This is a genomic window from Xanthobacter aminoxidans, assembly GCF_023571765.1.
Lineage (GTDB): Bacteria > Pseudomonadota > Alphaproteobacteria > Rhizobiales > Xanthobacteraceae > Xanthobacter > Xanthobacter aminoxidans.
Genome location: NZ_JAMJXC010000002.1, coordinates 355,956 through 373,112 on the forward strand (window position 1 = coordinate 355,956; position 17,157 = coordinate 373,112).

At 70.4% G+C, this 17,157-nt stretch carries 11 protein-coding genes; 5 read left to right on the forward strand and 6 right to left on the reverse strand.

What is annotated here, in order from left to right; genetic code table 11:
• Positions 1–21: 21 nt before the first annotated feature.
• Positions 22–1,392, forward strand: a complete 1,371-nt coding sequence (locus EJ105_RS04465; protein WP_250165432.1) for a flagellar basal body-associated FliL family protein — start codon at positions 22–24, stop codon at positions 1,390–1,392.
• A gap of 42 nt (positions 1,393–1,434) precedes the next feature.
• Here EJ105_RS04465 and mutS read toward each other — a convergent pair whose 3' ends face one another.
• Positions 1,435–4,200, reverse strand: coding sequence for a DNA mismatch repair protein MutS (gene mutS / locus EJ105_RS04470; protein ID WP_394041498.1), 2,766 nt, complete (start codon positions 4,198–4,200; stop codon positions 1,435–1,437).
• Between the two features lie 197 nt (positions 4,201–4,397).
• Between mutS and purH the strand changes: the two genes are divergently transcribed.
• Positions 4,398–5,987 carry a bifunctional phosphoribosylaminoimidazolecarboxamide formyltransferase/IMP cyclohydrolase gene (gene purH, locus EJ105_RS04475; RefSeq protein WP_250165433.1) on the forward strand — a complete coding sequence of 530 codons (1,590 nt, stop codon included), beginning with the start codon at positions 4,398–4,400 and terminating at the stop codon, positions 5,985–5,987.
• A 160-nt stretch (positions 5,988–6,147) separates the two neighbouring features.
• On the opposite strand, the gene EJ105_RS04480 is transcribed toward purH, so the two are convergent.
• The 5 genes from EJ105_RS04480 to tlpA all read right to left on the reverse strand — a co-directional run bounded on the left by EJ105_RS04480 (position 6,148) and on the right by tlpA (position 13,918).
• Positions 6,148–7,041 (reverse strand): alpha-amylase family protein, encoded by an 894-nt coding sequence (locus tag EJ105_RS04480; RefSeq protein WP_250165434.1) that lies wholly within the window; start codon positions 7,039–7,041, stop codon positions 6,148–6,150.
• A gap of 76 nt (positions 7,042–7,117) precedes the next feature.
• Complete coding sequence (locus EJ105_RS04485) at positions 7,118–9,238, reverse strand: glycosyl transferase family protein (protein WP_250165435.1); 2,121 nt, start codon at positions 9,236–9,238, stop codon at positions 7,118–7,120.
• Positions 9,239–9,257: 19 nt separating this feature from the next.
• Positions 9,258–11,606, reverse strand: a complete 2,349-nt coding sequence (locus tag EJ105_RS27750; protein ID WP_051678888.1) for a cellulose biosynthesis cyclic di-GMP-binding regulatory protein BcsB — start codon at positions 11,604–11,606, stop codon at positions 9,258–9,260.
• A gap of 1 nt (position 11,607) precedes the next feature.
• Positions 11,608–12,810, reverse strand: a complete 1,203-nt coding sequence (wecB, locus tag EJ105_RS04495) for a non-hydrolyzing UDP-N-acetylglucosamine 2-epimerase (protein ID WP_250165436.1) — start codon at positions 12,808–12,810, stop codon at positions 11,608–11,610.
• Between the two features lie 277 nt (positions 12,811–13,087).
• On the reverse strand, positions 13,088–13,918 hold the full coding sequence (tlpA, locus tag EJ105_RS04500; protein ID WP_081837520.1) for a thiol:disulfide interchange protein TlpA: 831 nt from the start codon (positions 13,916–13,918) through the stop codon (positions 13,088–13,090).
• A 16-nt stretch (positions 13,919–13,934) separates the two neighbouring features.
• On the opposite strand from tlpA, the gene argH reads away from it, so the two are divergent.
• From argH to lysA, 3 genes are all read left to right on the forward strand, one after another.
• The gene (gene argH, locus EJ105_RS04505) at positions 13,935–15,332 is read left to right on the forward strand and encodes an argininosuccinate lyase (RefSeq protein ID WP_029556241.1); all 1,398 of its coding nucleotides are present in this window, start codon (positions 13,935–13,937) and stop codon (positions 15,330–15,332) included.
• 98 nt (positions 15,333–15,430) lie between these two features.
• Positions 15,431–15,745: an LPS translocon maturation chaperone LptM gene (lptM, locus tag EJ105_RS04510; protein ID WP_250165437.1), complete on the forward strand. Its 315-nt coding sequence runs from the start codon at positions 15,431–15,433 to the stop codon at positions 15,743–15,745.
• Positions 15,746–15,870: 125 nt separating this feature from the next.
• Positions 15,871–17,139, forward strand: a complete 1,269-nt coding sequence (gene lysA, locus EJ105_RS04515) for a diaminopimelate decarboxylase (protein WP_250165438.1) — start codon at positions 15,871–15,873, stop codon at positions 17,137–17,139.
• The last annotated feature ends 18 nt before the right edge of the window (positions 17,140–17,157 follow it).

The window sequence follows — 17,157 nt, forward strand, 5'->3', positions numbered from 1 at the left end:
AAGGGGAACCTCACCGCTCCGATGGCTGACTACTATCCCCTCCTGGTCCGCGCGATCTCCAGTCTGCCCCAGAAGACCGGGGAGAGCCGGCGCGCCGTCTACGATCGTGCCCGCACCGCCCTGATGCGTCAGCTGCGCGGGGTGGACCCGCCGCTGCCGGAAGGCGAGATCACCCGCGAGCGGATGGGCCTCGAAGAGGCGATCCGCCGTGTGGAGGCGGAGTTCGCCCAGCAGGACAACACGCCCGAGCCCCAGCCCGAAGACGAGGTGTTCGAGGACGAGGCGGAAGAGGCCGCGCCCCCACCGCCCCCCGCCCGGTTCGAACCGCCGAAGAGCTCGGCCGCCCCGGCTGCCCCGGACGAGGAGCCCGAGCCTCCCGCGGACGAAGCCGAAGGCCGTGCGTCCGCCGAGCCCCCCGCCCGGCCCGACCGCCGCCTGCCGCCGCGCCAGCGCAGCGAGGACGAGACCGAGGGCGACCGCCGCCCGCCGCACCGGCGGGGCGAAGTGCGGAGCCGCGGCGCGGCCGCCAATGGTGGCCGGCGCGGTGCGTCGGAAGGCGGCGCCTCCTGGAAGAAATTCATCCTGATCGCGATTCTCGCGCTCGTGGTGCTGGGCGGCATCGCCTTCGCCGTGGTCAACCGCGATCGCCTCTTCGGCGGCAGCGAGGGCGAGCAGCAGGCGGCGGCACCGGCCACCTCCGGCGCCAGCGCATCCGACCAGGCGAAGTCGGCCGACCGGATGACCAAAACGTCCGGTGATGCCGCGCGCCGCGCCCCGGCCCAGCGCCCCGGCAACGCCTCGGGCAGCGCCCGTGCCGTGCTGATCGAGGAATCCACCGGTAGCGCCCAGCCGCAGACGTTCGAAGGCACCATCACCTGGCGCACGGAAACCGTGAACGCCGGGCCGGGCCTGCCGCCCGATATCGGCCTGCGCGGCGACCTCGTGATTCCCGAGCGCAAGATCGCGATGAGTTTCGTGCTCCGGCGCAACACCGACCAGACGCTGCCGGCATCCCACACCATCGAGATCGGCTTCAAGCTGCCGGAAGACTTCCCCTTCGGCGGCGTCGCCAACGTGGACGCGGTGCGGGCGAAGCCGAACCAGCAGGCGCTGGGCACGCCGCTTGCCGGCCTCGCCGTGCGCGTCAACCCGACCCTGTTCCTGGTGGGCCTCTCGGAAAAGACCGCCGACCGCCAGCGCAACGTTGCCCTGCTGCAGGCCTATCCCTGGCTCGACGTGCTCCTGACCTACACCAACAACAAGAAGGCCGTGCTCGCCTTCGAGAAGGGTGTGGCCGGCGAGCAGGCATTCAACGACGCCTTCTCCGCCTGGGGCGAGCTGCTCCAGCGCCCGCAGGCGGCGCCCGCGTCGTCCGACGGCGGCAGCAACTGACGGCAGGGCGGGAACGCCCTCCCGTTTCGGCCCTGGCCCTCGTCAGCCGTCGCGCCGCAACCCCTTGAGCCGATAGAGCGCGTCCAGCGCCTCGCGCGGGCTCAGCGCATCCGGATCGAGATCATCGAGCGCGCCGAGCACCGCCTCGGCGGCGGGATCGGCTTGCGCCGCCTTCTCCGCCGGCTTGGGCCGCACGGCAAACAGCGGCAGATCGTCGATCAGCTTCTGCGCGGGTGACGCGCGCTCGGCCGCCTCCAGCTCCGCCAGCACGGCCTTCGCCCGCGCGATCACCGCCTCCGGCAGGCCGGCCAGCTTCGCCACCTGGATGCCGTAGGAGCGATCCGCCGCGCCCGGCACCACCTCGTGCAGGAAGATCACGTCGCCATGCCATTCCGTCACCTTCACGGTGGCGTTGGAGAGACGCCGGCAGCGCTGGGACAGCGCGGTCAGCTCATGGAAATGGGTCGCGAACAGCGCGCGGCAGCGGTTCACCTCGTGCAGGTGTTCGAGACTCGCCCAGGCGATGGACATGCCGTCGAAAGTTGCCGTGCCACGGCCGATCTCGTCGAGGATGACGAGGGAGCGCGGCGTCGCCTGATTGAGGATGGCCGCCGTCTCCACCATCTCCACCATGAAGGTGGAGCGCCCGCGCGCCAGATCGTCCGCCGCGCCGACGCGGGAGAACAGCCGGTCCACCACGCCGATGCGCGCCGACCGGGCCGGCACGAAGGCCCCCGCCTGCGCCAACACGGCGATGAGGGCGTTCTGGCGGAGGAAGGTGGATTTACCGGCCATGTTCGGGCCGGTGACAAGGACGATGCGGCCGTCCTTGTCCCCCTCCGGCGGGGAGAGGTCGCAATCGTTGGGCACGAACGGCCCGCCATCCCGGGCAAGCGCCTGTTCCACCACCGGGTGGCGCCCGCCCGCGATGGCGAAGGCGACGCCCTCTTCCATGTGCGGGCGCACATGGGCCTCGGTGGCCGCTAGCTCCGCAAGGCCCGAGGCCACATCCAGCTCGGCCAGCGCATCGGCGGCGGCGCGGATGGCGTCGGTCTCGGCGACCACGGCGGCGGACAGGCGCTCGAAGATGGCCTGCTCCAGCGCCAGAGCCCGCTCGCCGGCACTGGAGATGCGGCTTTCGAGATCGCCCAGCTCCACGGAGGAGAAGCGCATCGCCCCCGCCATGGTCTGGCGGTGGACGAAGACGGCATCGTGCGGCGGCTCGCGCAGGCGGTCCGCATTCTGCTGCGTCACCTCCACATAATAGCCGAGCACCGCATTGTGCCGGATCTTCAGGGAGCGGACGCCCGTCTCCTCCACATAGCGCCGCTCCAGCGCGGCGACGACGCGGCGGCTCTCGTCGCGCAGGGCGCGGGTGGCGTCGAGTTCGCCGTCGCAGCCCTCGCGCACGAAACCGCCGTCGCGGCGGTGGACGGGCAGGTTCTCGGCGAGGGCCGAAGCGAGGTCCAGCGCCACCGCATGGGGCGCGCGGGACAGGGCGCGGGCGGCGCGGGACAGATCGTCCGGCGCATCCGGGCCGATCAGGCCGGCGATGGCCAGCGCGCCGTCGAGGCCGTCGCGCACCGCCGCGAGATCACGCGGACCGCCCCGCTGCAAGGCGAGGCGAGTGACGGCGCGGGCCATGTCGGGGGCGCGGGCGAGCGCCTCCCTGAGCGCACGGCGCAGGGCGCCGTCCTCGACAAGATGCCCCACCGCATCATGCCGGGCGCGGATGGCGGCAAGGTCGGTCAAAGGCTCGGCGATGCGGCGGGCGAGGAGCCGCGCGCCGGCCGCCGTCACCGTGCGGTCCACGGCGGCGAGCAAGGAACCGCGCCGGTCGCCGGAGGTGGTGCGCACCAGCTCCAGATTGGCGCGCGTGCCGGCATCGATGGCCATGATGCCGCCTTCCGCCTCCCGCACCGGGCGGGTGAGGAGCGGCTTCGCGCCGAGCTGGGTGCGGTCCACATAGGCGACCACGGCCGCGGCCGCGATCAACTCGGCGCGGGCGAAGGCACCGAAGGCGTCGAGGGCGGCGACGCCGTAGAAGTCCGCGAGCCTCTTCTCCGCCCCCGCCCCGTCGAAGGACTGGCGCGGCAGCGGCGTCACCGCCGGCAGATCGCGCAGCATGGCGCGCAGCTCGGCATCGTCCAGGAGCGCGTCGGAGACCAGCAGTTCCGCCGGGTCCACCCGCGCCAGATCGCCGGAAAGCGCGGCGCGCGTGGTGCCGGCCACCCGGAAGGCGCCGGTGGACATGTCGGTGAAGGCGATCGCATAGGCGAAATCCTCCGCCCCCGAGCCGGCGCGCACCCGGGCCAAAGCGGCCAGCACGTTCTCGCGCCGGGCATCGAGCAGCGAGTCCTCGGTGATCGTGCCGGGGGTGACGAGGCGGGTGACGTCGCGCCGCACCACCGACTTGCCACCGCGCTTCTTCGCCTCGGCCGGGTCTTCCAATTGCTCGCAGACGGCGACGCGGAAGCCGAGGGCGATGAGCTTGTGCAGATATTCCTCGGCCCGGTCGATGGGCACCCCGCACATGGGGATGTCCTCGCCGAGGTGCTTGCCGCGCTTGGTGAGGACGATGCCCAGCGCCTGCGAGGCCTGCTCCGCGTCGGCGAAGAACAGCTCGTAGAAGTCGCCCATGCGGTAGAACAGGAGGCTGTCCGGGTTCGCCGCCTTGATCTCCATGTACTGCGCCATCATGGGCGTCACGCGCGTGTCGTCGGCCTTCGCGGCTGGAGCCTTGGCGGGCGCGGACGCCTCCTCGGGAGGCGTTTCTTCGGCGGCGGTCTGGGTGGCGGTCGGGCGCATGGCCGCACGGTATCGGGCGGGGCCGCGCCTGTCAGCGCGCCGGAGCCGCGCATCGACAGGAAAAGCGGGGCCGGCGACGCCTTCCCCCCGCTCATGCCCCCCGCCGATACCGGCCATGCATGCACGACGGCCCGCGCAGCTGGCGATGTGCGGTCATTGGTGCTAGGCGAGCGACAATCTTTTCCCGGAGCCAATCGATGACCGCCGACATCCGTCCCGTGACCCGCGCCCTCCTCTCGGTGTCCGACAAGACGGGGCTGGTGCCGTTCGCGACCAAGCTCGTCGCCCATGGCGTGGAGCTGGTCTCCACCGGCGGCACCGCCAAGGCCATCGCCGATGCCTGCCTGCCGGTGAAGGATGTCAGCGAGCTGACCGGCTTCCCCGAGATGATGGACGGGCGGGTGAAGACGCTCCACCCCAAGGTCCACGGCGGCATCCTCGCCATCCGCGCCGATGCCGGCCATCAGGCGTCCCTCGCCGAGCACGCCATCGCCCCCATCGATCTGGTGGTGGTGAACCTCTATCCGTTCGAGGCGACCGTCGCCCGCAAGGCGGATTTCGAGGAGACCATCGAGAACATCGACATCGGCGGCCCCTCCATGATCCGTGGCGCGGCCAAGAACCACAACGACGTGGCGGTGGTGGTCGAGGCCGTGGACTATGAGGCGGTCCTGAAAGAGATCGCCGAGCACGGCGGCACCACCCTCGCTTTGCGCCGCAAGCTGGCGCAGAAGGCCTATGCTCGCACCGCCGCCTATGACGCGGCCATCTCCAACTGGTTCGCCCGCGAGCTGAAGGAGGACGCCCCGTCCTTCCGCGCCTTCGGCGGCAAGCTCATCGAGGCGCTGCGCTACGGCGAGAACCCGCACCAGTCGGCCGCCTTCTACGCCTCCGACGAGATCCGTCCCGGCGTCGCCACCGCGCGGCAGGTGCAGGGCAAGCAGCTCTCCTACAACAACATCAACGACACCGACGCCGCCTTCGAGGCGGTGGCCGAGTTCCATCCCGCCCGCACGGCGGCGGTGGTGATCGTCAAGCACGCCAATCCCTGCGGCGTGGCCGAGGGCGCGGACCTCGCCGCCGCCTACAAGAAGGCGCTGGCCTGTGATCCCGTGTCGGCCTTCGGCGGCATCATCGCCGTGAACCGGACGCTGGATGCCGAGGCCGCCCGCGCCATGGTGGAAATCTTCACCGAGGTGATCGTCGCCCCCGACGCCACCGAGGAAGCCATCGCCGTGGTGGCCGCCAAGAAGAATCTGCGCCTGCTCCTCACCGGCGGCCTGCCCGACCCGCGCGCGCCCGGCCTGACCGTGAAGACCGTCGCCGGCGGCCTGCTGGTGCAGGGCCGCGACAATGCCAGCGCCGATGACCTCGACCTGAAGGTCGTCACCAAGCGCGCGCCCACCGAGCAGGAACTCACCGACATGCGCTTCGCGTTCCGCGTGGCGAAGCATGTGAAGTCCAACACCATTATCTACGCCAAGGACCTCGCCACCGTGGGCATCGGTGCCGGCCAGATGAGCCGGGTGGACAGTGCCCGCATCGCCGCCCGCAAGGCGCTGGACGCGGCCGAGGCGGCGGGCCTTTCGGTGCCGCTCACCAAGGGCTCGGTGGTCGCCTCCGACGCCTTCTTCCCCTTCGCCGACGGCCTGCTGGCGGCGGTGGAGGCGGGCGCCACGGCGGTGATCCAGCCGGGCGGCTCCATGCGCGACGCCGAGGTGATCGCCGCCGCCGACGAGGCCGGCCTCGCCATGGTCTTCACCGGCGTGCGCCACTTCCGGCACTGATACGGGGCTTTCGCTCAATCACCGCGCGAGAGTTTTTGGGGTTTACGCTCAATCGCCGCGCGGGCTTGGCGGGGCAACGCTCAGGCGCCGCGCGGGCTTTTTGGGGGGCTGACGCTCAAACGCCGCGCGGGCTCTGGTGGCCCCCTCGCCTGCGGCGCGGTCAGCCCGCCATCAGCTGCTGCACGATGAGGCGGTCCACATAATGCGGGCCGTCGAAGACGAACACCTCGAACCCCTCATAGGCCTTGAGCTGCGGCAGCAGCTCCGCCGCGGTGGCCGCGCGGAACGAGCCGTCACCGGACGGCCGGAACGCCTCGGCGATGATCTTGAAGCGGTGGGCGCCGAGGCGCTGGGAGATCACCTCCGCATAGCGGCGGGCCGCTCCCGGCGCGCGGGTGTAGATGCCGCAGCCGTCCTGGAAGAACAGCCCCACGTCGCGCGGCAGCCAGAGTTCGATCCAGTCGGCGAGCGCCTCCGGGCCGACGTTTGAATTGTCGTAGCAGCTCACCCAGAGCGGGCGCGGGATCGGCGCGAGCGCCTCGCGCATCCGCGCCACGTCCTTCCAGGTCGGGTCGGCTTCCACGGGAAAATAGAAACCGGCCGGACGGAACGGCAGCTTCTGCCGCGCCACCTTGGCCGACAAGGCGCCCAGCTCCACCACGTTGGCGCGGGCCCGAGGCTCGGAGAAGTCGCCGGCGAGCCCGGCGATGATCTGGCTGGCCCACGGCTCGCGGGTGATGCGCTTCCAGTTGGGCGCATCGGGAATGAGCTTGAGGCCGAGCTTCGGCAGCGGCACGAAGGCGGTGCCGTCGGCCACCAGCCATTGCACCAGCAGGCTGCGCGCGCCGATGAAGTCCCAGTCGCCGCGGGGATCAAGCGCGCCGCCGTGGACCTGCCAGACGATGCCGTCGATGAGGGCCCCCGGCGGGCGGGAGCGGGCGCCGAGGGCGAGATCGAGGCCGATGAGGCCCGTTCCGGCCGCGGCGGCACCAAGGCCGAGCGCGGCGCGCCGGCTCAGCCGCGCCATGGCGTGCCTGGAGGGGAAGGCCGGCACGAATATCTCGCTGTTGCTGGGGTTGCCCGGCCGGGACTGGCCGGGCCGGACTTGACCACGCCGGACTTGCCGAGGCTCATACCGGCGCGAGCGACGCGGCGACGCGGCGCTCCTGCTCGCGGATGGTGGCGCGCAGGGCTTCTTCCGTCACCACGCCGCAGCGCACGAGATATTCGCCGATGCGACCGTCCTCGTCGGGGCGGTAGTTCTCCATGGCGGCCTCGAAGGCCTCGCGGCGCATGAGCCCCTTCTCCAGCAGCAGGTCGCCGAGCAGCGGCGGCGACTTCTGACCGTCCGCATTGCCGGTCACGCCACGCAGCAGGCGCAGGCCGTCATTGATCTCGCTCTCGCGGGCGATGCGCTGGAGCGGCTCGTCGCCCACCGCGCGGCGCAGTTCCTCCAGCGCCTTGTCCCCCAGCGGCGAAGGCACCGCGACGATGAGGCGGCCGCCCGGATCGCGCCCGATGGGCAGCACGCGCCGCCGCACCATCAGGTCGATGGGCAGGAGATCGTTGAACTGCCGCACCATCTGCTCGGTGACGACGGTGCGGGGCAGGTTGGACTGGAAGGCCATGGCTTCGGCCAGCGTCTCCTCGTCGAGCCAGCCGCGGGAGACGAGGATGCGCCCGAGCGGCTGCTGCCGCTCCGCCTGCAGCGACAGCGCCTCCTCCACGTGCTCCGGCAGCACCGCCTGCCAGGTGAGCAGAAGCTCGCCCAGGCGCTGGCGCTGCTGGCCCAGCTCCGCCTGGTCGGGGAAGTCGTGGGTGGTCTTGTCCCACACGATCTTCCGGCCGAGGAAGATGTTGCCGAGGAACAGCTTCCACGCGCGCACGGTGGCGGCGAAGTTGACGAAATTCGCCATCACCACGCGAGGAACGGACATCAGCCCCTGTTCCCAGCCATAGACCTTGGCGACGAAATAATAGCGCTGCAACAGCCGCAGCCCGAACGCGACGGCGTTGCCGGTCAAGACGGCCAGCAACCAGGTCTCGGTGGCGAAGATGGAGGGGTAGCGGGCCGGCAGCAGGCCGAGCTTCTCCGCACCCATGAAAATGAGGAAGTGCGCCGCGACCACATAGGCCAGCACCGCCACCAGCGAGGTCACGATGCCCTTGCGGTCACGGAACAGGAAGTACTTGGTCGCCCAGTTGCCGCGCCAGCCCATGGATCGCCAGCCCTGGAAGGCGATGCCCAGCGACCAGCGCGCCTTCTGCCGGTAGGAGGTGCGGAACGTGTCGGGGAAGAACTCGCGCACGCACAGCGGCATGGAGAGGAGGATTTCCTTCTCCTGGCCGAAGCCAAACAGGCTCTCGCGCTTGACGATGTATTCCACCGGCAGGCGGGCGATGATGGACTGCATGTGCGCCGCGGAGAGCCGGGCGCTGATGTCGTAGTCCTCGGTCAGGCTCGAGGTGTTGAACACCTCGCCCGTTCCGTCCGACAGAAGGTGCAGCATGGCCTTGCGCGAGAAGCAGGTGCCCACGCCCGCGGACGGCACCGAACCGGCGACGCTCTCGCGGACCACGAGGTCCTTGGCGTGCCATTCGGCGAACTCGTCCATGTAGATGCCGGCCACCAGCTCCGACCAGTGGCGCTCCAGCGAGAGCACCGGCACCTGGATCAGATCCTTGCGCGGCAGGAGATAGCTGAAATAGCGCAGCTCGAGCGGATGCAGCACGTCCTCGGCGTCGTGCAGCACCAGGCCGGCGAATTCCACGCCGGTCATCTGCTCGTGCTGGAAGATGGCGCGCACCACCGTGTTGAGGCAGTCCGCCTTGTTGGTGGGGCCGGGATTGCGCGTCTCCACCCGCACCAGCTGCTTGTAGCGCCGGCGCATGCGCTCGACCTCGGCAATGGTGTCGGGGTCGTTGGGATAGGTGCCGACGAAGATCACGTAGCGCCGGTAGTCCAGCACGCTCACCATGTTCTCGATCATGGCCGCGATCACGGGGGATTCGAGCCAGGCGGGAATCATGATGGCCAGCGGCTGCTCATCCTTCTGGTAGAGCGCGGCCGGGGTGAGCGGGCGGATGAACGGCTCGATGACGAAGCGGCGGTAGATCCGCCGCCCCCAGTACCAGGCATCGACGAACAGGTCGTCGAGGGACGAGATCAGGATGATGACCGCCACCCCGGCCGCCACGTATTCGACGAAGCGGATGTAATCGGCCAGGAGATAGGGCCAATAGAGTTCCATGGGGGCGGTCCCGATCCGATCAGTTGCCGCGGCGGCGCACTTGCGAGGCGCGGATCAGCAGCAGGAAGAACAGGGCGGCGGCGCCGATGCCGAGCGGCAGGCCCCAGTCCGACGAATTCTGCCACAGCCGCTGCAGGGTGCCAGCCGGGCCGTCCGTGTCGGCGACACGCACCGTGCCCGGGGCGGCGCCGGAGGCGGCGAGCTCGGTCAGGGTGCCGTCGACGCCCACCAGGGCCACGTCGCCCTTCGACAGGCGCACGGCCTTCGCCGGGGTCATGGCCACGGGTCCGATGCTTTGCCACAGGATGCCGCGGGCGTCGTCGCCGCGCACCGCCTGCACCAGGGCCACGTTCTTCAGGCCGGTGATGTCCAGCATGCGGGCCTTCTCGTCGGCGCCGACGATCAGACGGTCGCCGTCCACCTTGGCCTTCACCGCGACGCCCTGCACCGGCACGTCGAGGGCGAGGAAGCCGCCGGTGGCGCGGAACGGCGTGCCCACGGAGGACACGTCGAAGGTGCTGGTGCCGGCCGGCATGCCGGCGGCGGCGGCAGCGCGCACCACGCGCGGCAGGCTGGCCTTGGCGGTGGCGAGATAGCTGTCGGGAACCAGCAGCTTGCCGCCCGAGGCCATGGCCGAGATCACGCCCAGGAAGTCGCCGCCCGGCGCCGCGCCGCCCAGCTCGAAATGGCTGGTGGGCAGAACCGAGACCGGGAAGGCCTGGGGCGTCTCGCGGCAGCGGTCGCTCACCGGCTGGCGCTGGAAGGTCACGCGCAGCACGTTGCGGGCCGCGAGCGCATAGGGCGGCACGGCGGCCGTCACATGCTCGGGGTGGCCGGTGGCGTCGAGGCGCTTGGCGGCCAGCAGCACGTCGTTGAGGAACACCGCCACCACCGGTTCGGAGGAGGAGGCGCCGGGCGCGGCCGCGACATCGAGGTTCAGCCGGCTCGGCAGGCTGCGGCCACCGGTGGCGGCGGCGAGATCAAACGTCACCACCCAGTCGCCGCGGGCGAGCACATCGAGGTTGCCGTCGGTCGGGCCGAGGCTGGACAGCGGCACGGAGGAAGGCTTCTCCGGCCCCACATCCACCGCGCGGATGGTCACGGTGCCGGTGGCCAGCGAGGTCCGCCAGAAGCTGTCGAACAGCTGGGTGGCCTTGCCGCCGGCGGCGCCGCCGACCGCGATGATCGGACGTCCGGCGAGGAACTGCAGGCTCACCTCGTCCGGGGCGATGCTGGATGAACCGAGGCTCGCCGCCTTGGCCCGCCATTCCATGAAGGCACCGGAGGCGGTGCCCAGGCGGGCGCCGAGGGCGTCGAGCGCGCCGCGGATGCCGGACAGAAGGGAGACATCCGCCACCGCCACGTCGGCACCGAGCGGGGAGCCGGGCATCACCAGAAGCGCGCCGATCTCGGACGCGTCGCGGATGCGGTAGCTCTTCACGCCGACGAAGCTGGAGAAGGGGGCGACCGCGCGCAGCGAGGCCGGCACGTCGACGTTGGTCAGGTCCACCTCGTCGCCGATGGAGGGCAGCGTCTTCACGACAAGGCGCTTGCCGGCGGTCTCGAGCGCAAGGCCGAGCCGCCAGGCGGTGTCGTAGGTGTCCTTGGAGAGGGTGCCGCCGGCCACCAGCAGCGCGCCGGAACCGGGCATGCCGCTCCAGGCGGTGGCGAGGCTGCGCACCTGCCCGGCATCATAGCTGTAGGTGAAGCGGGTGGACGGGCGCAGCTTCAGCACGTTGCCGATGCCGCGTTCGTCGGCGCACAGCGCCTCGCCGATCACCGACGACCAGGCGGTGCCGAAGCGCACGAAGCCGGTCTCCCGCGGCCGATTATCCACCGAGATGGTGGCACTGGCGCTGCCGTTGTCGCCTTCGAGGCGCCGCGAGAACACCGGCGTGCTGTCCACCGAGAGCACCATGGTGGTGCGCCCGCCGTCGCCCCGCAGATACTCGCCGTCGACGGCGATGCTGGCATTCTCCAGCGGCACGCCGGCCGGCACCGGCAGATAGATGTCGCGGCGCGCATCCATGCCCTGCAGCACCACCGGCCCCTCGATGCCGAGATCGCCGAGGGTGAAGGACCGCGTGACGCGGGTGTCCGCCGCCCGCTCCTGGATGGCCGAGAGGATCGGGTCCACCGGCGGCACATAGGCCGGCGCCACATAAGCCGGCTGCTGGGCAACGGGGGCCTGGGCGACAGGGGCCTGGGCGACCACCGGCGGCGCCGGGTTGCGCGACTGCGCTGCCGCCGGCCAGGCCGAAAGCAGGCTCACCGGCAGCACGAGGGCGGCGGCCAGTGTGGAAAAGCGCCGGGGAGTGAAGCCCCGGGCGGCCCGGCCGGGGGCGATGGAAGAGGCAAGGTGTCGCATGTCAGTCTCTCACGAGCAGGGCGTCGAGGCCGGCGGGACGCCGAGGAGCGGACGCGGCAGGCGGGGATTGGAGGGAGGAAAATTCCTGCATCGGCCGCCCGCAGATGCAGTCCACGATCCGGCGGCAGGCCTGCCCGTCGCCGTAGGGGTTGATGCGTCCGGCGTAGGCCGCATAGGCCACCGGATCGTCGAGAAGGCGGGACACCGCGTTGACGATGGCGGCGCGGCTTGTGCCGACGAGCTGGACCGTGCCGGCATGCACCGCCTCCGGCCGCTCCGTCATCTCGCGCATGACGAGGACGGGCTTGCCCAGCGCGGGCGCCTCTTCCTGTACGCCGCCGGAATCGGTGAGCACGATGTGCGAGCGCTGCATCAGCCGCTGGAACGGCAGATAGTCGAGCGGCGGCACGAGATGCACATTGGGCCGGCCGGCGAGCGCCGCCGTCACCGGACCCTTGACGTTGGGATTGAGGTGAACCGGATAGACGATCTCCACATCGCCGCGGTCGGCGATCTGGTCCAGCGCCTCGCAAATGTTGCGGAACCCCTCGCCGAAATTCTCGCGCCGGTGCCCCGTCACCAGAAGGATGGGCCGGCGCGGATCGAGCTGCGGAAGTTCGGCGTCGAGGGCGGCACGCAGGTCCGGATCGGCGTCGAGGCGACGCTGGACCGACTGGAGCGCGTCGATCACCGTGTTGCCGGTCACGAAGACCTGCCCCTCGAGCTGCTCCGACAGAAGATTGTCGCGCGAGCCGGGGGTGGGCGCGAACAGGAGGTCGCTGCACAGATCGGCGACGCGGCGGTTCATCTCCTCGGGAAAGGGCTGGCCGAGGTGGTAGGTGCGCAGGCCCGCCTCCACATGCCCCACTGGAATGCGGCGGTGGAAGGCGGCAATGGCTGCGGCCATGGCGGTGGTGGTGTCGCCATGGACCAGCACGCGATCCGGCTTCACATCCTCAAGCACGCTGTCGATCGCACAAAGCGCGCCGCCGGCAAGACGGTTCAACCCCTGATTGTGGGACATCAGACCAAGATCGAAGTCGGGCGTCAGGTCGAAGAGGCGGAGAACCTGATCCAGCATCTCCCGGTGCTGGCCGGTGACACAGACGAGCGACTGGATGGCCGGCTCCCGCGCCAGCGCCTGGACCACCGGCGCCATCTTGATCGCCTCAGGGCGCGTTCCGAAAATCGACAATATTTTCAATGGTCGCCACCGGTGATTCGACTTCGAATTAACGCGCACAGGCGTGCTGTCAAGAGCAAGATATACCAGCTCTTTTCGCGCAAATGAAAAAGGAGTGAAAGAAAGGTAAACGGCAGCGCCGCACCGTCGCCCTGGCAGCGCCTAGCTTCCCCATCCCCCTGGTTGCAGAGAACTCTGCCACCTGAAGGTTGCAAGAGCTTTAAGCGAGACGATATTTTCGCAGATTGGAACGCAGCGACCCAGTCGTGGCAGGTATCTTATTCCGCCGAGCGTCAGCTCAGCGGGAAGCTGCCGAGTTGGAACTTGCCGAGCTGGAACCTGCCGCATCCGCCCGGCCGGCGCCGATGGCGGCCTTCACCAGCGCTTCCGCATCGGCACCGCCCCACTCCGCCGGACCCGCCAGATAGGCCATCTCGCAGCCGTCCCGATCGACGAGGAGGGTGGTGGGCAGGCCGAAGCCGCGGCCCACCCCGCGCAGGGCCTGGAAGGTCTTGGTCGCCGGATCGCTATAGAAGGCGAGGCTGTTCACGCCGATCTCGGAGAGGAAGGCGCGCGGCTTGTCCGGGTCGCGCGTATCGAGATTGACCGCCACCACCGCGAAATCCGGGCCTCCGAGTCGCTTTTCCAGATGGTCGAGGGCCGGCATCTCCTTGCGGCAGGGCACACACCAGGTGGCCCAGAGATTGAGCAGCACCACGCGGCCCTTGAAATCCGCCAGCGTCACCGGCTTGCCGGAGGCGTCGGTGAAGGTGAGCGGCGGCAGGCGGCGCGGCTCGCTCGCCAGCGCGATCGCGGCCAGCTCGCCCTTGGCGAGGGGCGCGAAGGCCCGCACCCGCTCCACCGTACCGGCGCAGGCGGGGTCTGCGGCCGCCCCGGAGGGGGCTGCGGCCGGCACACTCGCCACGCTCTGGCCCTGCGGTGCATTGCCGGGGAGGCGGTTCATCCCGTATAGGGCGAGCGCGCCGGCCACGGCGCCCGCCAGCGTCGCCAGCGCGACCACGCCGATCGTCCTCACCGCGGAAGAGCGCCTCGCCACCGGCGCGCCCGGCGCGGGGCCGGTTGCCGTGTCCTGAGGGTCAGTCGCGCGGTTGTCGTCGGCAGTGGTCATCACCGGAGGGTCCGTCATGAGCAACAAGATGTGGGGCGGGCGCTTCAGCACTGCCCCCGACGCCATCATGGAGGAGATCAACGCCTCCATCGGCTTCGACCAGCGTCTTTATGCGCAGGATATCGCCGGTTCAAAGGCGCATGCGGCCATGCTGGCCGCCCAGGGCATCGTGGCGGCGAAAGATGCCCAGAAGATCACCAAGGGTCTAGACACGATCCTGTCAGAGATCGAGGCGGGCAAGTTCTCCTTCCGGCGCGAGCTGGAGGACATCCACATGAACGTGGAATCGCGCCTCGCCGAGCTGATCGGCGCCCCGGCCGGGCGCCTGCACACCGCCCGCTCGCGCAACGATCAGGTCGCCACCGACTTCCGCCTCTACGTGCGCGACACGGTGGACGCCCTCGACGCCCAGCTCGCCGATCTCCAGCGGGCGCTGGCCGAGAAGGCGCTGGCCCACGCCGCCACCGTCATGCCCGGCTTCACCCATCTGCAGACCGCCCAGCCGGTGACCTTCGGCCACCATCTGATGGCCTATGTGGAAATGATGGCGCGCGACCGCAGCCGCTTCGCCGACGCGCGGGCGCGCCTCAACGAATGCCCGCTGGGCTCGGCGGCGCTGGCCGGCACCTCCTTCCCCATCGACCGCGAGGCGACGGCGGCGGCGCTCGGCTTCGACCGGCCCACCGCCAACTCGCTCGATGCCGTCTCCGACCGCGATTTCGTGATGGAGACGCTCTCGGCCGCGTCCATCTGCGCCATCCACCTCTCGCGCTTCGCCGAAGAGGTGGTGATCTGGACCTCGCCGTCCTTCGCGCTGGTGAAGCTGTCGGATGCCTTCACCACCGGCTCGTCCATCATGCCGCAGAAGCGCAATCCCGACGCCGCCGAGCTGGTGCGCGCCAAGGCCGGGCGTATCATCGGCGCGCTCACCGGCATTCTCGTGGTGATGAAGGGGCTGCCTTTGGCCTATGCCAAGGACATGCAGGAGGACAAGGAAGGCGCGTTCGATGCCTTCTCGGCCCTCTCCCTGGTGATCGCCGCCACCGCCGGCATGGTCCGCGACCTGTCGCCGGACGAGAAGCGCATGGCCACAGCCGCCGGCCAGGGCTATTCCACCGCCACCGACCTCGCCGACTGGCTGGTCCGAGCGCTGAACATCCCGTTCCGCGAGGCGCACCACATTACCGGCCGCATCGTGGCGCTGGCCTCCGACCGCGGCATTGCGCTGCACAAGGTGCCGCTCGAGGACATGCAGGCGGTGGACAAGCGCATCACCGGCGACGTCTTCTCCGTGCTGTCCGTGGTGCGCTCAGTGCGCAGCCGCACCAGCTATGGCGGCACCGCGCCGCAGCGCGTGCGCGCCCAGGCGCGGCGCTGGCTGAAGCGCCTCGGGGCGGCCCCGGACGCGACCTGATGCCGGCCGGATGGAGCCCCCGGCCGGCCCGGGGGCTCGCCTTTGCCGCAGCGCGGGCTATAGTGGCGCCGACCTTGATGCCAATGGCACGGACGAAGATGCGAACCCTTGCGACCCTGATGGCCCTCTGCGGCACCCTCGCCCTCGCGGCGTGCGGCGTGAAGGGTCCGTTGGAGCCCCCGCCCGGCGCCCATGCGGCGCCCCCCCCGCCGAAGCCCGCCACGGCCACGGCTGCGGCGGATTCCAGCAGTTCCTACACACCACCCAAGACGGCGGCGGAGTTCAACGAGAGCGCGGTTCCGCACGCCTCCTGGGAGAAGAAAAAGACCTCCGGCTCCTCCAGCAGCTCGGACAAGCTGCTGAAGGGCATCGACCGCCCCGACCAGCCGCTCCTCATCGACGGCCTGCTCTGATCCGCAGGCCCGAAGGCCGCGCTGAACGGCCTTCCGTACAAGAACCCCTTCCTCGCTCCCCGGCGCCCGCCTGACGGCGCCACCCCGGCCGGGCGCGCAGAACGAGCCTCCGACAAGCCGCCCCGATGCATCATTTCGACTATCGCAACGGCCGCCTCCATGCCGAGGACGTGGACCTCACGTCCCTCGCCGCCGAGGTGGGCACGCCCTTCTATTGCTACGCCACCGCCACGCTGGAGCGGCACTATCGCGTGTTCATGGAGGCGTTCGCCGGCCGCGACGTGCTGCTATGCTACGCGCTGAAGGCCAATTCCAACCAGTCGGTCATCTCCACCCTCGCCCGCCTCGGCGCGGGGGCGGACATCGTTTCTTCCGGCGAGCTGATGCGCGCCCGCGCCGCCGGCGTGCCGGGCGAGCGCATCGTCTTCTCCGGCGTCGGCAAGACGCGGGAGGAAATGGGCGAGGCGCTCGACGCCGGCATCCTCTGCTTCAATGTGGAGAGCGAGCCGGAACTGGATGCCCTGTCGCAGGTCGCGCTCTCCAAGGGCGTGACGGCGCCGGTCTCCATTCGCGTCAATCCGGACGTGGACGCGAAGACCCACAAGAAGATCTCCACCGGCAAGTCGGCCACCAAGTTCGGCATCCCGATCTCCCGCGCGCGGGACGTGTACGATTACGCCGCGCGCCTGCCCGGCCTCGCCATATCCGGCGTGGACATGCACATCGGCAGCCAGATCACCGACATGGCGCCGTTCGAGAACGCGGTGACGCTGCTCGCCGAGCTGGCGCGTGACCTCATGGCCGCCGGCCACAGGCTGCACCACATGGACCTCGGCGGCGGGCTCGGCGTGCCCTATGCCGCCTCCGACCCGGTACCGCCCTCCCCCGCCGCTTATGCCGAAGTCATCGGGCGGGCGCTCGGCGACCTGAAGCTGCCGCTGGTGTTCGAGATGGGACGGATGCTGGTGGCCAATGCCGGCATCCTCGTCACCCGCGTGATCTATGTGAAGAAGGGCGAGGGCAAGACCTTCGTGGTGGTAGACGCCGCCATGAACGACCTCATCCGCCCCACCCTCTACGAGGCTCACCACGACATCGTGCCGGTGGCCGAGCCGGCGGCCGGCGCCGCCCTGGTGATCGCCGACGTGGTCGGCCCGGTATGCGAGACGGGCGATTTCCTCGCCCTCGACCGGCCGCTGCCGGAGGTGAAGCCCGGCGACCTGCTGGCGGTGATGACGGCGGGCGCCTATGGCGCCGTGCAGTCCGGCACCTACAACACCCGCGCCCTGGTGCCCGAGGTGCTGGTGCGTGGACCCCAAGCGGCGGTGGTGCGCCCACGGGTCGATCCCGCGGCGCTGATCGCCCTCGACCGGCCGGCGCCCTGGCTGGATTGAGCCGGCGCGATCAGCCGC